Raw genomic sequence first — 21,865 nt, forward strand, 5'->3', positions numbered from 1 at the left:
GGATCGTATTTCATTTTGACTAAAAAGTTAATATTGTAAAAATACCCTTGTAAATAAAATATTGTTACAACATGCTGAGTGTTTTTTCGCTGAAAAATAATGTTTTATTTGTGAGAACAGGATTTTTCTTTTTTATTATAGGTATCTGGAGTTTTAAATGAAGAAGCATATGTTAGCTGTAGTTATGGCATCTATTATGGCAAGCGCTACCTGTGCACAGGCGGCAAGCACTACGACCGTTAACGGTGGTAATATTAAGTTTATGGGTTCTGTGGTAGACGCACCGTGCGCTGTTGCCCTGGAATCTGAAGACCAGGTTGTCCATATTGATCAAATTACGTTGAAAAGCCTCGGCGCTAAAGATGCCGTTTCTGGCCAGTCTAAGCCGTTCTACGTGACCCTGACTAACTGCGATGTCAGCACTTATACGAATGCCGCTATCAGTTTCAGCGGTCAGTCAGACGCTATAACTGCAGGTGCTTTGGCTAACACCGCAGGTTCTGGCGGAGCAACTGGCGTGGCTTTGCGCCTGTTTGGGCCAGATGGTAAGGCGATGGATGTTAACTCTGGTACCGCATCTGACACCATTCCGCTGTCAAAAGGCGACAACACCATTCCTATGAGTGTTGATTATCTGACAACTGGCGATAAACCAACTGCGGGTGCTGTTGAAGCTGTTGCAACATTCCAGATCATCTATTCCTGATTGCTTTATTTATCCCCCTCTGGAATTCCGGGGGGGGATATTTCTGGCGCTTCATCATTATTTTTTTATTGAGATAAACATGTTTCGTCTGATAGCACTGATAATTTTCATTCAACTGCTATTGATTCAGCCAGGTATTAGTAGCGATATATCAACCGTGGGAAAAGTGCATTTCTATGGTGCTGTGGTTAATAGCTCATGTTCAATTGATACGCAGAGTTTTGACCAGAGTGTCATGATGGGTCAAGTCCGCACCGGTTCATTTTTAGGGCCAGGAAGTTGGGCTGAACCGGTCACCTTCTGGATTAAGCTTGAAAATTGTGCCACTTCAACCAGCGAGTCGGCAAGCGTCACCTTCAACGGACTGGCTGATCTTAAGGATCCACAGGTCTTTCAGGCAGGTTTTGGCTCTGGTGCTGCAAAGGGCGTCGGAATTGGTATTTTTGATATGAGAGGCAACCAGGTGATCCCTGATAGCCAACCTCTCGCAAAAATGCCGCTGATTGCGGGAGAAAACACATTACTGTTTACCGCCCGATATCGCTCTGTATCGATGCCCGTTACGGCGGGGGATGCCAGTGCGGCCGTCACTTTCTCGGTGATTTATCAGTAAGTAAAAATGGATAAGTACTCACCAGGATGTTTTTTATTTTTTTGGATTTTTAAAATGAAAACCTTTATTTCAACGTTGCTCTTATTAATGATCTGCTTGGGAAATAGTCATTTAGTTTATGCAGAAGGGATCGCGCTGGGGGCCACCCGAATCATTTATCCGCTGGGTGAAAAACAAACCAGCATCAATGTTGTTAACACCAATAAGAAAGAGACGTTTTTGGTGCAATCTTGGGTATCCGATCCGCAGGGTAATAAATCCACACAGTTTACCGTGACGCCGCCATTGTTTGTGATGAAGCCTGAAAAAGCGAACGTTCTGCGCATCATGTACGTAGGCCCAAAACTTCCGGAAGATCGCGAGTCAGTATTTTACTTCAATAACAAAGCAATACCTTCACTCGATAAAAAACAACTCCAGGGTAATACCTTACAGATCGCTACGCAAAGTGTGATCAAATTATTTGTTCGCCCTGCGCATTTAAAAATGAAATCAATGGATGCACCTGCAACGCTGCGTTGCCAGCGTAGTGGAAAAAGCATCACCATTACAAACCCTTCTCCCTATTTTGTTTCGCTGGTGAAATTCAGCGTTGGAGGGAAAGCATTGCCGAACAACATGGTTCCCCCAATGGGTAACCTTCAGGTAACGGCGCCGGATAATGCCCAGGGCAGTATATCTTTCCAGACCATGAATGACTATGGCGCAGTAACCCCAGCATTAACATGCAATGCGTAATGCAGACAGGTCATAAGTTGTTATGAAACTTCGAAAACAAGCTCGAATGATTAATGCAGTCCGCTGGCGGTTATCTCCATTAGCGTTAGTTATTGGATCGGGTTTATTTTCCGGTGTTTTGCATGCAGAGAACTATTTTAATCCGGCTTTTTTGGCGGATGGTGAAAATCAGGTTGCCGATCTATCCCGCTTTGAAAACGACGGCAGCCAGGCCCCTGGGGTATATCGCGTAGACATTTATCTCAATAATGATTTTATCACCAGTCATGATGTCGAGTTTCAGGCCCGGCAAACGCAGAATTCCAGCGCCCCGTCATCCTCCGATGATACAGGTTTAACCGCCTGTTTATCCGGAAAAGTATTGGATGGTCTGGGTATCGATCTAAGTATTCCGCAAGACCGAAAACAGTCTGTAGACGGACAGTGTATCGATATCGCGACTTTAATTGAGGGGGCTAAAGCCAGTTTTGATTTTAGCAAGCAGCGCCTGGATCTCAGTGTGCCACAGGTTGCGCTTAAAAATAGCGCACGGGGCTACATTCCTCCGGAAAAATGGGATCAGGGGATCAACGCCCTGCTTCTGAACTACAACCTGAATGGCTCGAGACGAAAAGACAGCAGCGGCGAAGGTAGCAGCAATTTTCTGGGGCTAAACGGCGGCGTTAACCTGGGAGCATGGCGTTATCGTGACTATTCTACATTTAACCGTAGCATCAGTAGTAATGGAGAGACAACCAGCCAGTGGCAACATATTAGTGGTTTTCTGGAACGCACGATCATCTTGCTGAAAAGTGAACTGACGGTGGGTGACAGTTATACCAGTGGTGACGTGTTTGACAGCGTTAGCTTCCGTGGTGTTCAGCTAGCCTCAGACGACAATATGTTGCCGGACAGCCTGAAAGGCTTCGCCCCAACGGTGCGCGGTATTGCAAAAAGCAACGCTCAGGTGACGATCAAACAAAACGGATACGTTATTTATCAGACTTACGTAGCGCCTGGCGCCTTTGCAATAGACGATCTCTTTCCGACATCCTCAAGCGGGGATTTGACGGTAGAAGTAAAAGAGCAGGATGGTGCTATTACCTCCTATTCTGTCCCTTATTCCGCCGTCCCGTTACTACAGCGCGAAGGTCGTCTGAAATATTCTGCCACAGCCGCGAAGTACCGCACCAGCAACGAACAGCAAGATCAAGTCTCTTTCGCACAAGGAACATTAAGCTGTGGCTTGCCGCATGGTTTTACGCTGTATGGCGGCGCACAGCTGTCTGACAATTACAAGGCAATGGCGATCGGGACGGGGGTCAATATGGGCCACTGGGGCGCGCTGTCTGCGGATGTCACTCACGCCCAAAGTACGCTTATTGATGAGACCGAGCATAGCGGTCAGTCATTGCGTTTGCTTTATGCAAAATCGTTAAACGAAATAGGAACTAACTTCCAGTTATTGGGCTATCGCTATTCAACGTCAGGCTATTACACCTTTACGGATACTACGTACAAGCACATGGATGGCTATAACAGCAATCCGCTGAACGAGGATGATGATGATAACAACGATGTGCCGCACTGGTTCGACTACTACAACCTCTATTACACCAAGCGCGGAAAGTTGCAGGTCAATATTTCTCAACAGCTGGGTGGTTTTGGCTCCATTTATCTCAGCGGAAGCCAGCAAAGTTACTGGCATAACGATGATAAAGATACGCTGGTGCAGTTTGGTTATAACACCACCTGGAAGGATATTAATATCGGTTTGAGCTACAACTACAGCCAGATGTCCGGCCAACCCGTAGCCGACAAAATGATTGCATTCAACCTGTCGTTACCGATCGGTAAATGGCTCTCAGCGCAGGGAGCCTCGTCGTCAAATAACGCATTTGCGACGTACAGCATGAACCACGATAACCACGGTAGCGTCACCCAGAACGCCGGGATCAGCGGTACTCTGCTGGAAGGCAATAACCTGAGCTACAGCGTTCAGCAGGGCTACGGTAATCAGGGTACAGGTAATAGCGGTAATGCCAGCCTTGCTTATCAGGGCGGATATGGTAATGCCAACGTAGGTTACAGCTACGACAGCAGTAATTCTCAGCAGGTGACCTACGGCGTCGCGGGCGGCATCGTGGCGCATCCACACGGCATTACTCTGAGCCAGCCGCTAGGGGAAACGAATGTCCTGGTTGAAGCGCCGGGTGCGGATAACGTTAAGGTTGAAAACTCCACCGGCGTGAAAACGGACTGGCGTGGATATGCTGTTGTGCCTTTCGCAACGACCTACCGTAAAAACCGTATAGGCCTGGACACCACAACACTGGGTGACAAAGTTGATCTTGAAAACGCGGTAGTAGACGTTATACCCACGCGAGGTGCACTGGTTCGTGCAACATTCCAGGCGCATGTCGGAAGCCGGGCATTATTTACGTTGATGCACAATAACAAACTAGTTCCCTTTGGGGCGACGGTAACACGAAATGATAATGGTATGGGTAGTATTGTAGGAGATGACGGACAGGCGTATTTGTCCGGGTTGGCACCGAAAGGTGAGTTGCAGGTGCAGTGGGGAGAAGGGGCTGAGCAAACGTGCCGGGCGAACTACCAGCTCCCTGCTGATGCAGAGAATTCCGCCATTACCCAGATGAAAGTCATTTGCCATTAAAAAGGATGCAAACGGTGGAATTGAATTTGAAATGCTTTTTTGTCGTGACTCTGACGCTGCTGGGGGGGATTTTTTGTGTTCCCTTTGCATCGACAGCAGATTCGACGTTAACGATAGCGGGCAATATTATTGCCAGTGGTTGTACTGTTCGATATCCGACCCCGACGGTGATGATTGGTGTATTTTCTGGGAAAGATTTTCCTACGGTAGGAAGCACCACAGCATTCAAAGCTATGAATATTGATTTAAAAGATTGCTATTCAAAATTAAAAAATGTTCAAGTGAGTTTTTCAGGTGTTACGGATAAAGATAATCCTGCTTTGTTGGCGATAACCGATATTGGGAAAGACAAGGTGTTAGCGACGGGGGTGGGAGTTGAATTGCTCGATAATAATTTTAAAACATTGCCATTTAATAGCGAAAAGCCATTGGTATATGAGCTCGACGGGGAAGAAAATACGCTATCATTTCTAATGCGTTACAAGTCGACAAAAGCACAGGTGACGCCAGGAGATGCCTCTGCTGTGATGTATTTTGATTTAATATATCAGTGAGTTTTTATAATGAAAAACACAAGGCGTTTTTTTATAATGTGCTTGCTTTTAAACGTATTCATATTTGATGTTGAAGCACATGATGGTACTGTAACTATATCTGGCACAATACAAGATAATACATGTGAGCTGGCTACAGACTCGCAAAATAAGACCGTTGAAATGGGTGTGCTGGCAGTCAATCAGTTTACAAGGAAGGGTAATCAAACGCCAGAAAAGGCCTTCTCAATTAATCTTATTAACTGTGGGCCTGCGGCAAGTGAAGCTTCTGTTACCTTTTCAGGTACACCCGACCCACAAGTCAATACCCTCTATTCTCTCGACCACAGTTCCGATGCGGCCACAGGTATTGCGCTGGGAATTTATGATAGTAATGCCCAACCGATCGCTCCGGGTGCTCAAAGCTTGGGTGTTGCGTTGGAACCAGGCCAGACATCAGTTGAGTTGGCGTTTACAGCGCGCTATGTATCTGTTGACGATAACGTTGAGATGGGGAGTGCGAATGTATATGTTACGTTTATAGTCAACTACACATAATAAAATGCTGGAAAGGACAGAGAAATAGTAGATTTTTTTGATTATGCTAATAATATAACCGCGTCCACAAATTTTTAGGTATTCTATGTTCTCTTTTTTACGTTATTTATGTTTGTCTGCACTGTTTTTTTCAACTCATTTACTTGCTTGCAGTGCAGATGCTTATTTTGGTCCAACTGATGACGTTCATTTTAATGATGTAATAGTGCAGCGAGATACCCCTGTTGGGACTGTTATTGCATCAGTGGCCGGTGAAATGAGTGGTGGTGAGTATTATTACGGGATTACTGACTGTGATATATATGTTGCAATGAATTATCAAGGGGCTGTTCCAGCACCAATAGAGCATGTTTATAATACAAATGTTCCAGGGGTAGGCATTCGTTTTTATTTCTCTACGTGGTCGCATGGCGGCGTTTACGCTTCACCTACACCAGGCACTTTTTTGGATCATTTTTCAACAGCCATGAGCTATGGAATTAACCCCCCTGTTGTGGATTTAATTAAAACAGGAAATATTACGTCAGGATCTCTGGCAACTGGGAGTGTAGCTCATGTATATGCTTTGAATAATGAGAATACAAACGGGGATGTGACATGGAGCATAAATTCGCCTGCGGTTATTACACAAGTCGCCTGTGCCATAAATTCAGGTCCGTTGTCATTTCCAATTGGCAATGTTTTATCGGCCCAGTTTATATCTACTGGAACCGTATCTCAGGAAGTAAAAACCGTTGATTTAAAACTAGACTGTGATCCTGAAGCGAATATCAATTTCACATTGACTGGTGTACAAAACCCCGACTCATCAGACAGTAGTATTTTGGCATTAACGGGGCAGGGCCAGGACGATGCTAAAATTGCGGATGGTATTGGTGTCCAGCTTCTTTATAATGATAAACCGCTGAAATTAAACGAAAGGCTGGAAATTAAACATTCCGCTGGCGGAAACGAAATTTTCCCTATTACTGCTCGATATATTCAAACTAAAGATAAGATTAAAGCTGGCATTGCAAATACCACCGCAACGTTGAATCTGACCTACCAATGACCTTCAATATGACAAACCGGGCAGGATGCCCGGCCTCACGTTTTACCCGTGCTTCATATCAATACGCTGCATAAACCGTTTCAGATCGCGCGCTTTCCTTAATGCCAGTTTCGATACGACTTCAGCGGGTACCGGCGTTTCGGGTTTAGGCATCACCGTCACCACCATTCTTCCCTCTTCAACCACAATTTCCACTGGCGCACTTCCGTACCGCGCTCATCACTGGATTTAATTACAGGTGTGATAATAACCAGAAGGAAGGGAAAGTCTGTTTAAAAATACTTAAACCTGCATTTATGACTTGCCTGAATATATAAAAACCGCGTTAATCAACGCGGTTGAAATAGATTTCGATCCCCTATGATTTAAATCTAACGTCCCACGGCATTAGCCGATGTGCCCGCTGTTTTAATTTTTCTGCATCATCCTGACGATGTGAAAATAATAAAATATTAACCTGATCGTTCCAGGCGTCCTCTTCCATATGCAATTTTATCCATTCACCATTTTCTTTGGCGTATCGTTCCAGCTCATCAATATCGCCCGTCTGGTTGAAATGCCACAAATGAAGCTGGCTAAGGTCACGCTGATAGCGCATCTGCATGAGTCCCGGCACGTGTAAACCGGTAATGCTCTCAGGGAAAGCAAGTCTGCCCGTCTCAAAATTTCCCAGCACAATGCTGGCAAAAAAAAGCTGTGCAGAAAGCACTAAGCCATACAGTGCGATGAACACCAGCGGCCAACGTAACCGCGAACTGCGAACCTGAAATGTGCGGAGTTCTCCGTCTGCTGAGGCCATTAAAATCAGAATGGCAAAATAGTGCGCCACGGAATAATAGAGTGGAAACTCCACCTGAGTGTGCAGCAGAATCGGCAAGGTGGTGAGCAGTGCCGCCCACTGCCACAGGCTTTTTCGCCTCAGGAAAAGAACTATCCAGCCCCACAGGAGACACAGCCCGCCCGCCAGCGCAATCACGCCGCCCTCCGCCCAGATAAACAGCGTCTCATTGTGCGGGTGTTGCATCATTTCCCGGCTTGGATTATCGAACGGCAGCGCGGCCATAAAATTCTGGAAGGCGGGTTCAAACATTCCTAACCCCCAGCCCCGCCAAGGATGAACGCCGATCATACGTAGCGTGTATTCCAGGGTTAACATCCGCTGATTGCTGGAGCTTTCGTGCGCGAGGGATGCGGCCAGAGGCTGATTCAGCAGCAGCGTGCCTAAAAGCCCTCCCGCGAACGGCAAAAGGACCACCAGCAGGCGGCGGCGACTTGTCGTTCGAACGCGAAAACGCGGGTGGCTGAACATCACCGATACGCACAGAATGCCGATTAACCCGCCGAGCCAGCCGGTGCGTGAGTGAAACACAACCAGCGTGGCCGATATCACTATGATGCTGACACAAATAAACAGCAGGCGATACGATTCTGCGCGAACCCGGTAACAGACGCATCGAGCATCGGCAAGAACAAACAGCAGGGCGACCAGCCCCGTCGCCAGAAATGAAGCGGTGACATTCAGTTGCTGAAATATACCCGGTGCGTAGCCAGAATAATTTTCAGCCAGGTTATTGAGCGGGAAGGGGAGATATGCCGGGCAGTAAAGCCCCGCCAGCGAAATCAGACATTCCACAACGGCAGCGATAGCCAGCAGATAAAAAATCCCTGTGGTTTCTTTCTCCTGAAGAGGAACCTGAAGCAGAGTCACGTAACACATCACTCCGCCCCAGATCCCGACCAGCCGGGGTAGGGCAGTCGGCAAGCCTTCAGAAGGAGACCAGAGGATCGGCAGCGTAAACAGAACCGCGCTCGCCAGCATGAGTATGCTGGTGCGTGTAATACGCACGGTTGCCGTACGCAGAAAAAGCCATACCAGCAGCGACAGCATAGACATCACGCCCCAGCAGAGCAGGTTCATCGGCAGGTTCATGCCGTAATCGCCGTTGTTAGGCCAGGGGATATGGAGTAGCACCAGCCAGTAAAGGCTGAAAGTGGACAGTATCAGCACGCGTATCGTGCGGGCGTTTAGCAATATATTTGCCAGCGTAATCAAAGAGGATGTCAGCGTGTTCATTAGAGCCTGAAGAGGGTAAATCATGATTGTATTTACCCCCTCCGACAGGGGCTAACGCTCCTGCGTCCATTCTGAGACTTTCTCCGTCAGTACTGCCATTGCACCGAAAACCCAAGCGTGACGGGACTGGTATGCATCTCATCCGGTTTTGCCAGTGGTACGCCCGCAAAAAGGTCATACCCCAGATGGCCTTTTACCCCGCGCACGCCAGCGACCGCACCGGCAATGTGCGCCCCGCTCCAGTAATCATTTTCTGAGCCGCTGACTTCGCCATAGTCTGCGCCAATATACGGCTGCATTCCCCATACCGGCAGATTCAGGTTGATATCGTTGCGCAGATACCAGCCTTTGTCTGCATACAATGAGGACTCTCCGTCAAAGCCGCGCACCGTCCAGCGGTTGCCGATGGTGAACTTATCGGGCTGGGTCAGCCTGTCCGGAGAGGTCTGTTGCTTGAAGTGCGGTTCATAGCTGAGGGCAAACTTGCCCAGTTTGAACGGGAAAGTACCGTCTGCACTCAGCGTAATGATGCGCGCCTGCGCGTCGGCACTGCCCACCATCTCTTCAGCATCGGGTTCTTCACCAAACCACGGTGCGGCATGTTGATAACCGAGGCTTGCCGTAAGCTGACCGAAGGGAAGATAGGCTAAATGTTCCAGGCTGAGCTGCCAGCTGCTGGTGTCCCGGTGCTGAACCTCCACTTCCACGTCGTTAAGATCGTAGCGGGAATCCCGCTTGATCCCTTTAAAGCCCAGCGTGGTTTTCTGGCTCGCGCTGCGGTAAACCACGCGGTTAAGCGCGGCGGTCATTAACTTTTCATCACTACTGTACCGGTAGTTAAAATCACCGCTATGGAGAGTCTGCGTCGTTCTGTACTGGCTGGCATAAAGTTCCAGCGCCCAGTATCCCCAGGGAACGGAGTAAAACGCCGAGGTATTATCGTTACGCTTGCCGTTTTCATTCTTGAAACCACCGCCATACGCGGCATAAAACATATCGTTGAGCGAGTTGGGGTTATCCAGATACAGCGCCAGCCCCCCCTGATACCGTCCGGTGTATTTACTACCGGAATCATCAAACCAGCTGCCCAGTCGCCAGGCTTTACGCTGGTCGCGCTTGATCTCAACGCGGGTATCGCCAGGATTTTCCCCCGGCACCAGACGAATACTGGCCTGCGAACCGGGAATACGCTGCAGGTTTTCCAGCCCCTGTTCCAGACCGCGTAAATCGAGGAGATCGTCCGGCCCTTGTGGGACGTTATTCCAGCGATGAACGGAGAGGCCGCTTTCATCCTGAATAATGACATCACTGACGCGTCCTGGCAGAATTCGCAGGGTTAACGTTCCCTTGTGCAAATTTTGCTCCGGTATTAATACGCGGGTGGTAATAAATCCGTGGGATATTAATCGATTCTGCACGGCCGTATGTATGGCTTTAATTCCCTTCACGCCGATACAGTTATTCTCAGCCTGACGAATGATATCGCGAAAAGTGAGCCAGTGTGGAAGCGACTGCGTATTGTCGATGTTCAGATGCTGAATGTCGTAGCACACTGTCTCATGTGGCAATGCAAGCGCATCAGTTGCGAGCATGCTTTCTGATGAAAGGACTGACTTCCCAGGCGGTGCAAGCTGTTCGTGCCTCGCCTGATCCTGCTGCTGAGTGGTGGCCGGTTCAGCATGTACAGTGTCGGGAAGTGACGCGAGCAGTGATAGCAGAACGAGGCCAGATCGATAATTAGTCATGTAAATAACTTTATGGACCGCGAAGGATCCTGAATTTAACGAAAAAATAGATAGCCCCATTGCAGGAATGGGGCTTTGGTTTATGTCAAACGATTACGCGGTATAAATGGAGTAGCCGCCTGGGTAATAAACGATATCCTGAATGGGATACCCGTAATACAGATCGCCCGGATAATAGACAACGCCGTTTTCCCAAACGCCATTACCTTCAGGTGTACCGTTTGGCTTAACGGTGGTATTTCCACTATTATTCGCCGTGGTATCTGAATCTGGGTTGGTATTATTGTTATCAGCAGTGTTACTACCGTTGTCTTGATTTGCTGTACCGGTCTCGTTAATCACACCCATGTTATTGACGTAACCCATGGTGTACACGCGATCGCCGGTAATATTACCGCTGGCTTCGTTGTTAATGCCGTTAGCCGTGTTCAGCGTAATACCGCTTGCACTGGTGATGTTACCGCTGTTGGTCAGGTAGTTGCTGACCAGGGTAATACCGTTATCAGCAGACAGCGTACCGCCGTTGATGAGGGTTACGCGGTCCATCTGTGCGTTCAGGGTATTACCCGCCACAATCGTGCCGTAGTTATACGCGGTGCTTTGAGACCAGCCGTAGCTGCCCATTACGTCGAGATTAATGTCATGCGCCGCGCGGATGTCACCGCTGTTGTCCAGATTGTTCATGACAAACAGCATGGCATCAGAACCCGCGTTGATCTGGCTGCCTGTATCGGTCATCAGATAAGAGGCGGTAATGTTGATGTTATGGTCTGCGACGAGCGTACCGTTGCCCCGGTTTTCCAGGCTAGTGGTGTTCAGGTTGATATCATTCTTGCTGACGATCGAGCCGCTGTTGGACAGGTCTGCCAGCTGAAGATCCATCTGATTAGCGGTAATGTCGCCGCTGTTGTCGAACTGACTGCTGTTCATCTGCAGCGCCAGGCGACCGCCAGCCGCGATGGAACCGCTGTTCTGCGCCGGGCCGCCATAGTTATTCCAGCCATTAGAACCGATGGTTAACATCATATCCTGACCCGCTTTAAGGGTTCCGGCGTTCTGGAACGTACCGGTCACGGTCATGTCGATATTGCCGCCTGCTTCCATCTTACTGGCAAGGTCAGAATAGTAGGACGTGCCGTACATAAAGAGGTCTTTTTCGGCTGCGATGGTGCCGGACATATTATCCAGCGCGCCATTGATTGAAACAGAGCCGTCGCTGTGGATTGATCCATTGCGGTTAGAGAGCATGTTGTTGCCGCTCACCTGAAGCTGGCTGTCAGAACCCAGAGACTGAATCACACCGTTGTCGTTATTCAGCATGGAGGCGTTGATCATGTTCCAGCCGTTCCCGGCGGAAATGAGACCGTTGTCGTTCGTCAGCGTGTCGACATTGACGCTCATCGCACCGTTGGTTTCTACGCGGCCAGCGGAGTTGTTCAGGCTGGCAGCGTCAACGCTGAGGGCACCCTTAGCAACAATGCGGCCATGGGTGTTATTCACGCCCTGCGCGTTGTAATTCCTGGAGGCGCGGCCGATCGTCAAATCGCCATTGCTGAGAATTTCACCGTCGCTGTTGTCCAGCGAGTCAGCGGTAATAAAGGTATTCTGGCTGCCCTGAATGGAACCACGGTTGTTAACGGTATTTTTGCCGGAAACGTTCACCATCGCAGCTTTAATGACGCCGTTAGTGTTGTCCAGCGTGTTGTCTGCGGCAACGGACACCATCCCCTCAGAGGTAATCTGACCGTTATGGTTCAGGACATCACTTCCCATCACGGTAGCTGAATTTTTACCGCTGATACGTCCGCCGTTGTTTTCGACCACACCCTCAACGTTGATTGACAGCGTGTCGGATGCCGTCAGGTCAGCACGATCGATATGCACGCCAACGCCGGCGTCAGTGCCTTCCATATAGATTTTATTCGCGTACATGGAGCCCAGCGCAGACACATCCAGCGCTACGTCCGGGGCATTGCTGCTGTCATACTTCTTCTGCACGCGGCCATATTTATCAATGTGGTTATTACCCGTGACGATATTCAGTTCGTTAGCCTGAAGTTTCGCATTGACCTTCACTGAACGGGCAATAATGTCGGTGTACTGCGTAGAACGAGTATCCATCCCTTTACCGGTGATGGTCACCTGACCTTTGCTCACATCCAGACCGCTAACATTACCCTTGTTATCGTAGGTGGCAGTACCGGTGGTCAGCGTAGCGTGGTTGGTATTGATAAAGCCGCAACCGTCACAGGTGATGCCTGATGGGTTGGCGATAATCACCTGCGCGGACTGGCCTGCCACTTCGACCATGCCGTTCAGCTGGCTCGGATCGGATGAACGCACTTCGTTCAGGATCACTTTAGCGCTGCCGCCGGCCATATTCGCGTTGCCATTGATCTGACCTGCTAATTGGGTGTTGGTTGCTGTGCCGCTGTTATTCAGGATCACGCCGTTGCTGTCGACGTTAAATTCGGAATAAACGTTATGGGAAACCCCACCCGCGCTCGCCTTGTTGATATCAACGATGGTTGCGCCACTTGCATCCGTATGAATGGCCGGTTTATCGGTATTACCTGCCACGATGGCAGCCTGAGCTGGCATAATCATGCCCAGCGCAAGCATGGTCGCGAAACAGGTCGGCGCCAGTTTGGCGTGCAATACCTTTGAATTAGCCTTTGTGCTCACTGCACTTTTATTTTTCATATATCTATCCTTGTAATTCCTTGAAAAAGTGTTCCCATTTCTCTTCATGCGAAATGGACGCACATAAAAACATGCAGAACTTCGATTCCAAAAATAGACATGTAACAATTCATACAAAATGTGCATTAATTAATGCGGTACCAGAAGGGAATAATTAACGTGAACGTGACAAAAAATAAATGGATATATTTTTGAGAGTTATTGATTGGGGTGATGAGAGGCTATAACAGGTTGATATCACATAGAAGAACGTAATTAATAATTATAAAATTGCATGCGAAATTTCCGATATAACTATTTCTATGCTGTTACAAATAATTTGCCTGCTAACGGATGCATCTATACACAGCGGGAGTATGCGGTATTGAAAACAGGCACGCCGGATCCCAGCGCGCCAGAGGAGATCAGCACTCAGTTACAATCGTGCTCAGCGGCAGGCGAGACTTCGGCAGCGTGGCGTTGAAATCTTCCACGCTGTGGTGCCCAACCGGTACCACCACCAGGCTGGTAAAGCCCTTTTCTTTCAGGCCAAACTCTTCGTCGAGAATAGCGGCGTCGAAACCTTCAATCGGTACCGCGTCCAGACCCATCGCGCCTACGCCCAGCAGGAAGTTGCCGACGTTCAGGTAAACCTGTTTCGCCATCCACTGGTCGTCATCCTTCAGATCCACGCGGTGCATGTCGGCGAAGAAGGTGCGGCCCTTATGGTTTGCGGCTTTGGCTTCCGGCGTGTTGAAACGGCCATCGGCCTCTTCCTGATCCACGACGCGCTCCAGCCAGGCGTCATCCAGCGCGGTTTTCGCGCAGAATACCACCACGTGGGAAGCATCCAGCATTTTGCGTTCGTTGAACACATAGGTGCCCGCGGCGGATTTCGCCACGCGCGCTTTTCCTTCCTCGGTGCTGGCCACAATGAAGTGCCACGGCTGGGAGTTGGTGCTGGACGGGCTGTACTGCAGCAGGGTTTTGATTTTTTCCGCTTCTTCCGCGGTCAGTTTTTTGCTTGGGTCGAACGCCTTGGTCGAGTGGCGTTTCAGGGCGACAGAAATGATATCCATAACAACTCCTGGTGATGAAATTCGCCCGCTCGCGGGCGCGAAAGGAAAGCAGATTACAGCGGGACGCGGAAAAAGATAAGTGCAATTCGAGCGCTTAATCTGTTCGTCTCAGACGAACAATCAGACCGGACGGATCCACTTCTGGTCTTTTTTCGGCAGCTTATCCACCACCAGATTCCAGGAATCATGAATGAGGTCGGTAACCAGTTCCGGCGTCACGTCGTCGGTGCCGTAAAGGGAGATCCAGTGCTTTTTACTCAAATGGTAGCCCGGCTCTATCCCGCGATAGATCTGCTGATTTAACAGCGATTTCTCCGGGTCTGACTTCAGGCTGACGTGCGGTCGCCCGTGCGCGACCGCGGCGATCATGAAAATCTTTCCGCCCACTTTAAACACGTCAAACTCCGGCCCAAACGGCCAGCAGTGTTCGGTGAAGGGCAACTCAAGGGCCACGCGCATTGCGTGCTCCTGCAAGGATTTACTGTCCATCGCTCTCTTCCTGGGCCAGCCCGCGCCACATCACTTCAAAACCGAGCGCTTTAAAATCAACGGCGCGGGAAGGGTCGCGAGTGGCAAATTCCATCGTGGATTCGGCCAGCGATAAGAAAAGCGCATCGCCAAAGGTTTTAAATTCATCTGACATAAACACCTGACGCACCGAGCGGCGGCACAGTTCATGGAGTTCCGGGAACATCTCTTTCACCGCCTGTTCGGTTTCGGCGCTCAGCTTTTCACTGACGCCAATCTGGCGGATAGCCGCATGAGAAACGGGGTTACGAATACCCCAGTCCACGTAGCTGTTCCAGATATTGCGGGTATGTTCTTTGGGCAGCGTGATGGTGCGATCGAGGTTTGCCAGCATGGCCTGGCAGAGATCCTGCTTCAGGTGCAGATAGAGGGCATTCAGCAGATCGTCTTTAGTGGGAAAGTAGCGAAACAGGGTCCCTTCGGCGACGCCCGCGTTACGGGCGATTAACGACGTTGAGGCGGCAATACCTGACTGTGCAAACGCCACCGTTGCGGCTTCCAGTAAGGCCTGTTTTTTATCTTCACTCTTCGGACGTGCCACTAAATTTTTCCCCCTGTCAATTATAAAAACCCTGATTGAAACACGTGCTTTGACACGCTGCAACGCGGAATGTCAAAGATCGAAAACGTCTTGACGACTTTATCATCATATCTATAATGAGTGCTTACTCACTCATAATCAAGTTTACCCCGCGCAAACTATCGGAAGGGGCGCGTTTTCGGGTCTGGATATGAAAAAACCTCTCTTCATCTGCGTGGTGTTAATCATGATTATTGCTTCAGCTGCGAGTTTACCGTTTGTTCTGAATGCCGGATTCGGCCAGCCGCCGCAGGGTGAGCAGCTCACTGAAGTGGAGGCCTCTCCCCAGTATCGCGACGGGAAATTCCACAATACGCTGCCGACGCCGGGCTATAACGGCGACAAAAACATGCTGGTCGCGACGTGGGATTTTCTGACCAAAAAAACCGAAAACGCGCGCCCGGCCCAGCCGCTGCCGCTGGTGAAAACCGATCTTGCGAGCCTGCCGCTGGAGCAGGACACCCTGGTGTGGCTCGGCCACTCCTCGTGGTACCTGCAGCTCGCGGGCAAACGCATCCTGATTGACCCGGTGCTCGGCAACTATGCCGCACCGTTCTCGTTTCTGAATAAAGCCTTTGCCGGGGAATATCCGTGGCGCGCTGAAAGCATGCCGGAAATCGACCTGCTGATTATCTCGCACGATCACTACGATCATCTGGATTACGCCACCATCCGGGCGCTACTGCCGAAGGTGAAGCGCGTGGTGACGCCGCTGGGCGTGGGATCCCATCTGCGCTACTGGGGGATGAAGCCTGAGATTATTGACGAACGCGACTGGAACCAGTCGGTACGCATCAGCGATGAACTGACGGTGCATGTTCTGCCGGCGCGTCACTTCTCCGGGCGCGGCATCAAGCGCGATCGAACCCCGTGGGGCAGCTTTATGTTCGTCACGCCAGATCGGAAGGTTTATTACAGCGGGGATTCCGGCTACGGCCCGCACTTTAAGGCCATCGGCGAGCAGTTTGATGGCGTGGATGTTGCCATCATGGAAAACGGCCAGTACGACCAGGACTGGAAGTACATCCACATGCTGCCGGAGGAAACGGCGCAGGCCTCGGTGGATCTGAACGCGAAAGCCTTAGTGCCCGGGCATAACGGACGCTTCGTGCTGGCGAAACATACGTGGAACGATCCGCTGATCCAGCTGGCTAAAGCCAGCAAGGATAAAAACTATCGGCTACTGACACCGGCGCTGGGCGAGCCCGTCCGGGTGAATGACGCCACGCAAACCTTTCGCGCGTGGTGGGAATAATGTTTAAGCGAGAAGCAGAGGGGGACAGCAGCATGACCATTTCCGCTCAAGTCATCGACACTATCGTCGAATGGATCGACGACAATCTGCACCAGCCATTACGTATAGAAGAGATTGCCCGCCACGCGGGCTACTCGAAGTGGCACCTGCAGCGGTTGTTTATGCAGTACAAAGGGGAGAGCCTGGGGCGTTATATCCGTGAGCGCAAGCTGCTGCTGGCGGCGCGCGATCTGCGTGAATCCGACGCTCGGGTGTACGACATCTGCCTGCGTTACGGGTTTGACTCGCAGCAGACGTTTACCCGTATCTTCACCCGCACGTTCAACCAGCCGCCTGGTGCGTACCGCAAGGAGAACCACAGTCAGGCGCACTGAGCTGTTTTCCGCCCTGGCGGGTCACAAAAATTGCCATCACAGGCCGGGTAAGGCGAAGTCGCCACCCGGCTTTTTTATTGGCTTACGACGCCAGTGAAAACCAGCGGCGCCAGACGAAACGCAGCACGAAGAATTCGATGGCACCCAGCAGTAAAAACCACACGCAGAACAAAATGGTGTAAAGCTGGTTCAGATCGACCATGTGAAAGGTCTGAACCAGCTTCTGCGCCAGCACCAGACCCAGCGATGGCGCGGGCAACAGCAGGCAGGAGAGCAGGGCCAGCAATAAAATGCCGCCTGCCGTAAGCAGCGATTCTAACGGGTGTTTCATCGTAATGTTAATCGTCAGTTAAAAATGTCATTGTCCGGCATCCTGTAACGTAAAGCAATATCAGCGACTAAGACGTTATTGAATAAAAACCAAGATATTATTTGGGGAATAAATAACAAAATACGACCCGGCATTTATATTAATATCGCGTTATGTAAATAAATGTCTTTGTCAGGAAAATAATTTTACAAATGTATAAGTGCTATAACCAATTAACGTGGCAATAACAATGGCCGCGATAACGTATAACACCAGTCGGCGTCCGCGATAAATACCCCACATGGTTCCCCCTCGTTTAGTGTTGGTTTAGAAATATTTTGTAAAAATCAGGCCATCGAAATAGTTTTAATCAGTTTTGAATAACCGAGAAGTCATTATATTGCGGTAGATCAATTTTACCCGCAAGACTTAAAAATGAATTTATTTAGCCAGAAAGGAATTCAGGCTTCTGTTCACCGGATATTGAAGGAAAAATACGATGACCGAAAAAAAATTGTCCCCAAACGTGCCGCCTTCCGGCGGGCTGGCATACCAGCAGACCGTAGAGCAGGTGCTTACCCACACGCAGAGCCAGGCCAGCGGCCTGGATCGTGCAGAGGCGCAGGCGCGTCTGCAAAAAACAGGGCCGAACGCGCTGCCGGAGAAAAAAGGTAAACCCGCCTGGCTGCGTTTCCTGGCCCATTTTAATGATGTGCTGATTTATGTCCTGCTGGCCGCCGCCGTATTAACGGCAGTAATGGGCCACTGGGTTGATACGCTGGTTATTCTGGGCGTGGCGGTAATCAATGCTTTAATTGGGCATATTCAGGAAAGCAACGCGGAAAAATCCCTGAAGAGTATTCGCAATATGCTCTCCAGCGAGGCGCGCGTTATTCGTAACGGCAATCACGAAACTCTACCCACAACTGAAATAGTCCCGGGCGATATTATTGTATTACGCGCGGGGGATCGTATTCCGGCGGATATGCGTTTAATCGAAGCGCATAATTTACGCGTGGAAGAGGCCATTCTGACCGGTGAATCCACCGTGGTGGATAAACATATTAATCCGCTGAGCGGCGAACTGCCGCTGGGCGATCGCACCAATATGGTCTTCTCCGGGACGACCGTAAGCGCGGGCGGCGGCGTCGGCGTGGTCACCGCGACCGGTAAGGATACGGAGCTCGGCCACATCAACCAGATGATGGCGGGTATCGAAAAGCACCGCACGCCGCTGCTGGTTCAGATGGACAAGCTGGGTAAAGCGATCTTCGCCATTATTCTGGCGATGATGGCCGCGCTGTTTGTCTTCAGCCTGGTGTTCCGCGAGATCCCGATGGGCGAGCTGCTGCTCTCCCTGATTAGCCTGGCGGTGGCCTCCGTGCCGGAAGGTCTGCCGGCGATTATCTCCATCATCCTCTCGCTGGGCGTGCAGGCGATGGCGCGCAAGCGGGCGATTATCCGCAAGCTGCCGACGGTGGAAACGCTCGGCGCGATGACCGTGGTCTGTTCGGATAAAACCGGCACCCTGACCATGAACGAGATGACGGTTAAAGCCATTATCACCGCTGACGCCTGCTACCGCGTGGACGGCAACAGCTACGAGCCGGTGGGTAACATCTACCTGGAAGGCAGCGACGAGCCGGTCCACATCCAGCCGGGCACCGTGCTGGAGCACTACCTGCGCACCATCGACCTGTGCAACGACAGCCAGCTGATCCAGGACGAGCGCGGCCTGTGGGGCATCACCGGTGGCCCAACCGAGGGCGCGCTGAAGGTGCTGGCGGCGAAGGCCAGCCTTGAGCCGGTCATGACCACACTGGTTAACAAGATCCCGTTCGACTCGCAGTACAAGTACATGAGCACCCACTACCAGATTGGCGGTGAGGAGCAGATCCTGATCACCGGCGCGCCGGACGTCATTTTCGCCCTGTGCGCGCAGCAGCAGACCCGCAACGGTGCGGAAGCCTTCAACCGCGCGTACTGGGAAAGCGAGATGGAGCGCTATGCGCGTCAGGGGCTGCGCATGGTCGCCGCGGCGTTCAAGCCGGCGAACGGCGAGCAGGAACTGACGCACGATGACCTGAGCCACGGCCTGATCTTCCTCGGCATCGCCGGGATGATGGATCCGCCGCGTCCGGAAGCCATTGATGCGATTAACGCCTGCCAGCAGGCGGGGATCCGCGTGAAGATGATCACCGGGGATCACCCGCAGACGGCGATGAGCATCGGCCAGATGCTGGGGATCGCCAACAGCGAGCAAGCGGTCACCGGCTACGAGCTGGAGAAGATGGACGACGCCGCGCTGGCGGAAGCGGCGGTGAAGTATGACATCTTCGCCCGTACCAGCCCGGAGCATAAGCTGCGCCTGGTGAAAGCGCTGCAGGACAAGGGGGAAATCGTCGGCATGACCGGCGACGGCGTGAACGACGCCCCGGCGCTGCGTCAGGCTGACGTCGGCATCGCGATGGGCATCAAGGGCACGGAAGTGACCAAAGAGGCGGCGGACATGGTTCTGACGGACGACAACTTCGCCACCATCGCCAGCGCGGTGAAAGAGGGGCGTCGCGTTTACGACAACCTGAAGAAGACGATTCTGTTCATCATGCCGACCAACCTCGCGCAGGGGCTGCTGATTGTAATTGCGCTGCTGGCGGGGAACATCATTCCGCTGACGCCGGTGCTGATTCTGTGGATGAATATGGCCACCTCCGCCACGCTCTCCTTCGGTCTGGCCTTTGAGGCCGCCGAGCGCAACATCATGCGTCGTCCGCCGCGTCAGACCGGGCAGCACGTGATGGACGCCTACGCCGTCTGGCGCGGGGCCTTCGTCGGCACCATGATTGCCATCGCCGCCTTTGCGCTGGAGGCCTGGCTGGCCCCGCGCGGCCACAGCGCGGAGTTCATCCGCACCGTGCTGCTGCAGATGCTGGTCTGCGCCCAGTGGGTTTACATGATTAACTGCCGCAACACCGAAGGATTCTCCCTGAACCGAGGCCTGCTGGCGAACAAAGGGATCTGGCTGGTGACGGGCGTGCTGTTCCTGCTCCAGGCGGCGATTATCTACCTGCCGTTGATGCAGATGCTGTTCGGCACCGAAGCCCTGCCGCTGCGCTACTGGTTTGTGACCCTGGCGGTAGCGGGCGTGATGTTCTTCGTCGTCGAAATCGAGAAGCGACTGACCCGCAGATTCCGTAAGGCTGCATAACCTTTTGCCCTCACCCTAACCCTCTCCCACGGGGAGAGGGGACTCTGACCTCCCTCTCCCTGTGGGAGAGGGCCGGGGTGAGGGGAACACATCTGAGGTACCTCTTAATGAAACTCCCACTCCTGTTCGCACTTTTCGCCTGCACCTTGCAACCCGTATTCGCTGCCGCCATCCCCGTTCGTGTCGCCACCGTGGAGCAGACTGCCCACGCCGCCGAGCGCCAGATCCCGGGCCGCATCGAAGCCATCCACACCGTTGAGCTGCGCGCGCGTACCGAAGGCGCGATCGCCAAAATCCACTTCCGCGACGGGCAGTACGTGAAAAAAGGCGACCTGCTGTTCGAACTGGACGACGCCGAGCCGCGCGCCGCCCTGCGTCTGGCGCAGGCTGAGGTGAGAAGCGCCGAAGCCACGCTGCGCCAGGCGCAGCAGCAGCTGTCCCGCTTTGAAAGCTTGGGCAGCAGCAACGCCATTAGCCGTCACGACGTGGACAACGCCCGCATGCAGCGCGACGTCGCCAGCGCGGCGCTGGAGCAGGCCAAAGCCCGTCTCGAAACCCGTAATGTCACCCTGAACTACACCCGCATCACCTCGCCGATTGACGGTCGCGTGGGGCACAGCCGGTTCCACGTCGGCAGCCTGGTCAACCCTGCCAGCGGCGTGCTGGTGGAGGTGGTGCAGCTCGATCCCATCCGCATCGCCTTTGCGCTGGAAGAGGGCGCGTTTGCCACCAAAGCCGGACAGCATGCGGATATCAGCGCCATGAAGCAGGCCTGGCAGGCTTTCATTAACAGCAACGGCCAGCGCGTCAGCGGCGAGCTGACGTCCGTGGACAACCGCATCGATCCGCGCACCGCCAGCGTGATGCTGCGCGCCGAGTTTGCCAACCCGCGCCATCAGCTGCTGCCCGGCGGCAGCGTGAACGTGACGCTGCGCCCGGCCAGCGAGCAGCCGGTTCTGACCCTGCCCGCCGCGGCGGTCCAGCAGAACGGCGACGGGTTCTTTGCCTGGGTGGTTAACGCCGACGGCAAAGCCGAAATGCGCCCGCTGAAGGTCGCCGGACAGATCGGCCAGCAGTTCCGGATTACCTCCGGCGTGAAGTCCGGTGAGCGAGCGATTACTGACGGCGCGCAGCGCGTGCAGCCCGGCGCGGCCGTCCAGATACTGAATTAAGGA

General features: G+C 52.0%; 19 protein-coding genes. 11 read left to right on the forward strand and 8 right to left on the reverse strand.

Translation table 11 applies throughout. The features are described 5' to 3' along the window. Positions 1–157 precede the first annotated feature (157 nt). The 7 genes from USF70_RS01245 (at position 158) to USF70_RS01275 (ending at position 6,855) form a co-directional block, all read left to right on the forward strand. Positions 158–706, forward strand: coding sequence for a fimbrial protein (locus tag USF70_RS01245; protein WP_033144842.1), 549 nt, complete (start codon positions 158–160; stop codon positions 704–706). Then, on the forward strand, positions 669–1,319 hold the full coding sequence (locus USF70_RS01250; protein ID WP_148043172.1) for a fimbrial protein: 651 nt from the start codon (positions 669–671) through the stop codon (positions 1,317–1,319). Before USF70_RS01245 ends, USF70_RS01250 begins: the two co-directional genes overlap by 38 nt. Before the next feature lie 6 nt (positions 1,320–1,325). Further along, positions 1,326–2,057 (forward strand): fimbria/pilus periplasmic chaperone, encoded by a 732-nt coding sequence (locus USF70_RS01255; RefSeq protein ID WP_223998124.1) that lies wholly within the window; start codon positions 1,326–1,328, stop codon positions 2,055–2,057. A 22-nt stretch (positions 2,058–2,079) separates the two neighbouring features. Next, positions 2,080–4,713: a fimbrial biogenesis usher protein gene (locus USF70_RS01260; protein WP_087822133.1), complete on the forward strand. Its 2,634-nt coding sequence runs from the start codon at positions 2,080–2,082 to the stop codon at positions 4,711–4,713. A 14-nt stretch (positions 4,714–4,727) separates the two neighbouring features. Next, positions 4,728–5,267, forward strand: coding sequence for a fimbrial protein (locus USF70_RS01265; protein WP_049015676.1), 540 nt, complete (start codon positions 4,728–4,730; stop codon positions 5,265–5,267). A 9-nt stretch (positions 5,268–5,276) separates the two neighbouring features. Beyond that, positions 5,277–5,804, forward strand: a complete 528-nt coding sequence (locus tag USF70_RS01270; protein ID WP_320735186.1) for a fimbrial protein — start codon at positions 5,277–5,279, stop codon at positions 5,802–5,804. An 85-nt stretch (positions 5,805–5,889) separates the two neighbouring features. Next, positions 5,890–6,855 (forward strand): fimbrial protein, encoded by a 966-nt coding sequence (locus USF70_RS01275; RefSeq protein ID WP_320735187.1) that lies wholly within the window; start codon positions 5,890–5,892, stop codon positions 6,853–6,855. A gap of 42 nt (positions 6,856–6,897) precedes the next feature. On the opposite strand, the gene USF70_RS01280 is transcribed toward USF70_RS01275, so the two are convergent. The 7 genes from USF70_RS01280 to USF70_RS01310 form a co-directional block, all read right to left on the reverse strand. Continuing rightward, entirely contained in the window at positions 6,898–7,050 is a 153-nt protein-coding gene (locus tag USF70_RS01280) for a hypothetical protein (RefSeq protein ID WP_158002598.1), read from the reverse strand. A gap of 163 nt (positions 7,051–7,213) precedes the next feature. After that, entirely contained in the window at positions 7,214–8,929 is a 1,716-nt protein-coding gene (locus tag USF70_RS01285; protein ID WP_183269149.1) for an O-antigen ligase family protein, read from the reverse strand. An 86-nt stretch (positions 8,930–9,015) separates the two neighbouring features. Then, a complete protein-coding gene (locus USF70_RS01290) occupies positions 9,016–10,674 on the reverse strand; it encodes a ShlB/FhaC/HecB family hemolysin secretion/activation protein (RefSeq protein WP_320735188.1) in 1,659 nt (552 codons plus the stop codon). 93 nt (positions 10,675–10,767) lie between these two features. After that, on the reverse strand, positions 10,768–13,377 hold the full coding sequence (locus tag USF70_RS01295; protein ID WP_087822136.1) for a filamentous hemagglutinin N-terminal domain-containing protein: 2,610 nt from the start codon (positions 13,375–13,377) through the stop codon (positions 10,768–10,770). Between the two features lie 404 nt (positions 13,378–13,781). Next, positions 13,782–14,435, reverse strand: a complete 654-nt coding sequence (nfsB, locus tag USF70_RS01300; protein ID WP_033144849.1) for an oxygen-insensitive NAD(P)H nitroreductase — start codon at positions 14,433–14,435, stop codon at positions 13,782–13,784. Positions 14,436–14,555: 120 nt separating this feature from the next. Further along, entirely contained in the window at positions 14,556–14,924 is a 369-nt protein-coding gene (locus USF70_RS01305) for an MmcQ/YjbR family DNA-binding protein (protein ID WP_045889435.1), read from the reverse strand. Beyond that, a complete protein-coding gene (locus USF70_RS01310; RefSeq protein ID WP_039264021.1) occupies positions 14,914–15,504 on the reverse strand; it encodes a TetR/AcrR family transcriptional regulator in 591 nt (196 codons plus the stop codon). The genes USF70_RS01305 and USF70_RS01310 overlap by 11 nt, the downstream gene beginning before the upstream one ends. A 190-nt stretch (positions 15,505–15,694) precedes the next feature. Between USF70_RS01310 and USF70_RS01315 the strand changes: the two genes are divergently transcribed. Beyond that, complete coding sequence (locus USF70_RS01315) at positions 15,695–16,798, forward strand: MBL fold metallo-hydrolase (protein ID WP_320735189.1); 1,104 nt, start codon at positions 15,695–15,697, stop codon at positions 16,796–16,798. Between the two features lie 32 nt (positions 16,799–16,830). Next, positions 16,831–17,172: a RamA family antibiotic efflux transcriptional regulator gene (locus tag USF70_RS01320; RefSeq protein ID WP_029741711.1), complete on the forward strand. Its 342-nt coding sequence runs from the start codon at positions 16,831–16,833 to the stop codon at positions 17,170–17,172. A gap of 82 nt (positions 17,173–17,254) precedes the next feature. On the opposite strand, the gene USF70_RS01325 is transcribed toward USF70_RS01320, so the two are convergent. Continuing rightward, a complete protein-coding gene (locus tag USF70_RS01325) occupies positions 17,255–17,503 on the reverse strand; it encodes a DUF1158 domain-containing protein (protein WP_013097677.1) in 249 nt (82 codons plus the stop codon). A 478-nt stretch (positions 17,504–17,981) separates the two neighbouring features. Between USF70_RS01325 and USF70_RS01330 the strand changes: the two genes are divergently transcribed. After that, a complete protein-coding gene (locus USF70_RS01330; protein ID WP_320735190.1) occupies positions 17,982–20,690 on the forward strand; it encodes a cation-transporting P-type ATPase in 2,709 nt (902 codons plus the stop codon). A 107-nt stretch (positions 20,691–20,797) separates the two neighbouring features. Further along, positions 20,798–21,862 carry an efflux RND transporter periplasmic adaptor subunit gene (locus USF70_RS01335; RefSeq protein ID WP_320735191.1) on the forward strand — a complete coding sequence of 355 codons (1,065 nt, stop codon included), beginning with the start codon at positions 20,798–20,800 and terminating at the stop codon, positions 21,860–21,862. The last annotated feature ends 3 nt before the right edge of the window (positions 21,863–21,865 follow it).

This window comes from Enterobacter sp. 237C8, assembly GCF_034106865.1.
GTDB lineage: Bacteria > Pseudomonadota > Gammaproteobacteria > Enterobacterales > Enterobacteriaceae > Enterobacter > Enterobacter asburiae_B.